3 protein-coding genes are annotated in these 2,058 nt (G+C 39.5%); all 3 read left to right on the top strand.

The genetic code is table 11. The features are described from left to right. Window positions 1-599: hypothetical protein (locus tag V7L97_RS12365; protein ID WP_333656437.1), on the top strand; the 599-nt coding region annotated here is incomplete at its 5' end. A gap of 477 nt (window positions 600-1,076) precedes the next feature. Further along, the gene (locus tag V7L97_RS12360; RefSeq protein WP_333656434.1) at window positions 1,077-1,733 is read left to right on the top strand and encodes a class I SAM-dependent methyltransferase; all 657 of its coding nucleotides are present in this window, start codon (window positions 1,077-1,079) and stop codon (window positions 1,731-1,733) included. Between the two features lie 16 nt (window positions 1,734-1,749). Then, on the top strand, window positions 1,750-2,058 hold a 309-nt coding region (locus V7L97_RS12355; protein ID WP_333656431.1), incomplete at its 3' end, for a hypothetical protein.

Genomic DNA, 2,058 nt, shown 5'->3' with positions numbered 1-2,058 from the left:
TTCGTGAGTTGTTGAACAGGCTCTTATATTATATATCGCCAAGTGTTGCTTTTATCTTTTATGCATTTATAAGGGGATGGCGGAATCTAATACGCGTAGCGGGATATTGTGTTGATAGATGGGGTGGAGGGCAAAAGACACGTATTCACAGCGGAGCGATGGGGATGGTGTTGTCGGGAATATTGATTGCCAACATCTTCTTTGGGCTATCTCCACTTTCATTACAGTTCTGGCTTAAGAACCTGAGGCCTGCACCTTTTAATACTCAAAATCATCATTACACTGCTTATATAATTACTGATCACCATCGAAAGGCAAAGGAATTCGAGAAGCTTATTCCTGATTCGGCTATTGTTTCTGCACAGCATTTTCTTCACTCGAGCATATTTATGAAAAAAGCTATTATGATATATCCGCAGCTGGAAAGCATCGATGGTAAGATTAAGGCTGATTATGTGTTTTTTGATAAGACCAATAACGGTCTCAAGAAAGGAAGCCCTGCTTACTTGTCCCAATGGAAATTTGATATTGTTGAAAAGAATGGAAAAGACTGGGAATTAGTGAAATATGAAGATGAGTATCATCTATATAAACGATAAAGATAGATAATCGCAGGACGATAGTCTGCTGGTGAATAGATGTGGCCGATAACTCCTCAGCAGCAAAGCTCCTACGCAGGATGGACGGACACTACAACGCTGTAAAAGGTGCTGGAAAGCGAGGTGCCTGTTTATCGAATGTAGAACTCTCGCTGTCCGGTAGAAAGGTATGAATATCATGCTGATAATTCATGGGCTTTATTCGTCTCGGGCGCTTCGCTTTTTTGCTAAGACGATATTTATGAGATGACTTCCAATAAATATATATGTATATGTACCGCATGTTCGGCTGAAATGCGCTGGATGTTTGAGTCACGAGCATTTGAGTATTTCCGATGTCCTGTATGTCAACATGTAACGACGTTACCCTTTCCTGAAGAGTCTCAAATTATACAGCATTACAATAGGGGATTTAAGGAGGGTAACTATAATGCCGCTAGAAGGCATAAGGATGTTTATCTCTCAGCTATGAGGAAAATGGTTGAGGTAGTGAAGGAGTATCTTTATCTGCAAGGCAAAGATATCAGGGGCGCATCTATATTGGATATAGGATGTTTTACCGGCGAGTTTATATATTTAATGTCACATGAGGGGGCCGACGTTTTTGGCATCGAACTTCAAGATGAAGCAGTAGAAATTGCAAATGAACGGTTGCCGGGTAAAATTCTCAAAGCAAATATCATGAATAATGATATCATTTTGCCGCGAAATCAATTCGATATTATTACTTTGCTGGGGATTATTGAGCATGTTATAGATCCTGTTTGTTTACTTAAAAAGGCTGCTGAATTGGTTAAGCCTGGAGGTCTGTTGATGATTCAAACACCGGATTCAGCATCTTTTTTAGCCAGGACCATGGGAAGATATTGGCCTCCGTATACTCCTATAGAACATATTCACATTTTTTCCCGCAGAAGTGTTTCTATGGTATTAAAAAATCTCGGGTGCAAAGATATTACAATTAAAAGACATACGAAAAAGTTGTCACTTTCGTATGTTTACTCGATGTTAAAGGTTTTTGGGCCGGAAATTTACAGATTTGTGCGCCCCTTTTATAAGATTATGCCTGACGTTATGACTAATGTACGATTGCCCTTTTACGCAGGAGAGGTAATCCTGCTCGCTCGCTTTTAAAGCAAAAAAATAATTTATGCATAAAGATTTAGTTATTTATTATATGGTTGGTGTGTTCTCAACGTTGACTATCAGCGCTATTGCTTATGGTATTTCAAGGCTGAGGAATTATAATCCTTCATCACGGCTCATCTATGCACTGATAGGATTATCTGTATATATGCCGATTGCTCAATATCTTAAGCTCAACAGTCTGCATTCCTATGTCGACTTCTCTCATTGGTTGCAAGTTCTTTACAGCTTATCGGTAAGCGGAAAACCCCTAAGCTTAAAGGAGTTTTATAAGGCAGCGATAGAGACAAAAGCAGAAAGAGGGGCAAAAGGA

This window comes from Dissulfurispira sp., assembly GCF_036745535.1.
In the GTDB taxonomy this organism is placed as follows: domain Bacteria; phylum Nitrospirota; class Thermodesulfovibrionia; order Thermodesulfovibrionales; family Dissulfurispiraceae; genus Dissulfurispira.
Note: the sequence above shows the minus strand (reverse complement) of the source record. Positions and strands in the feature narration are given on the sequence as shown.

What these genes read in the sequence shown, in the direction of transcription:
- V7L97_RS12360 (WP_333656434.1), top strand. Translation starts at nt 1,077, where the DNA reads ATGGTTGAGGTAGTGAAGGAGTATCTTTATCTGCAAGGCAAAGATATC.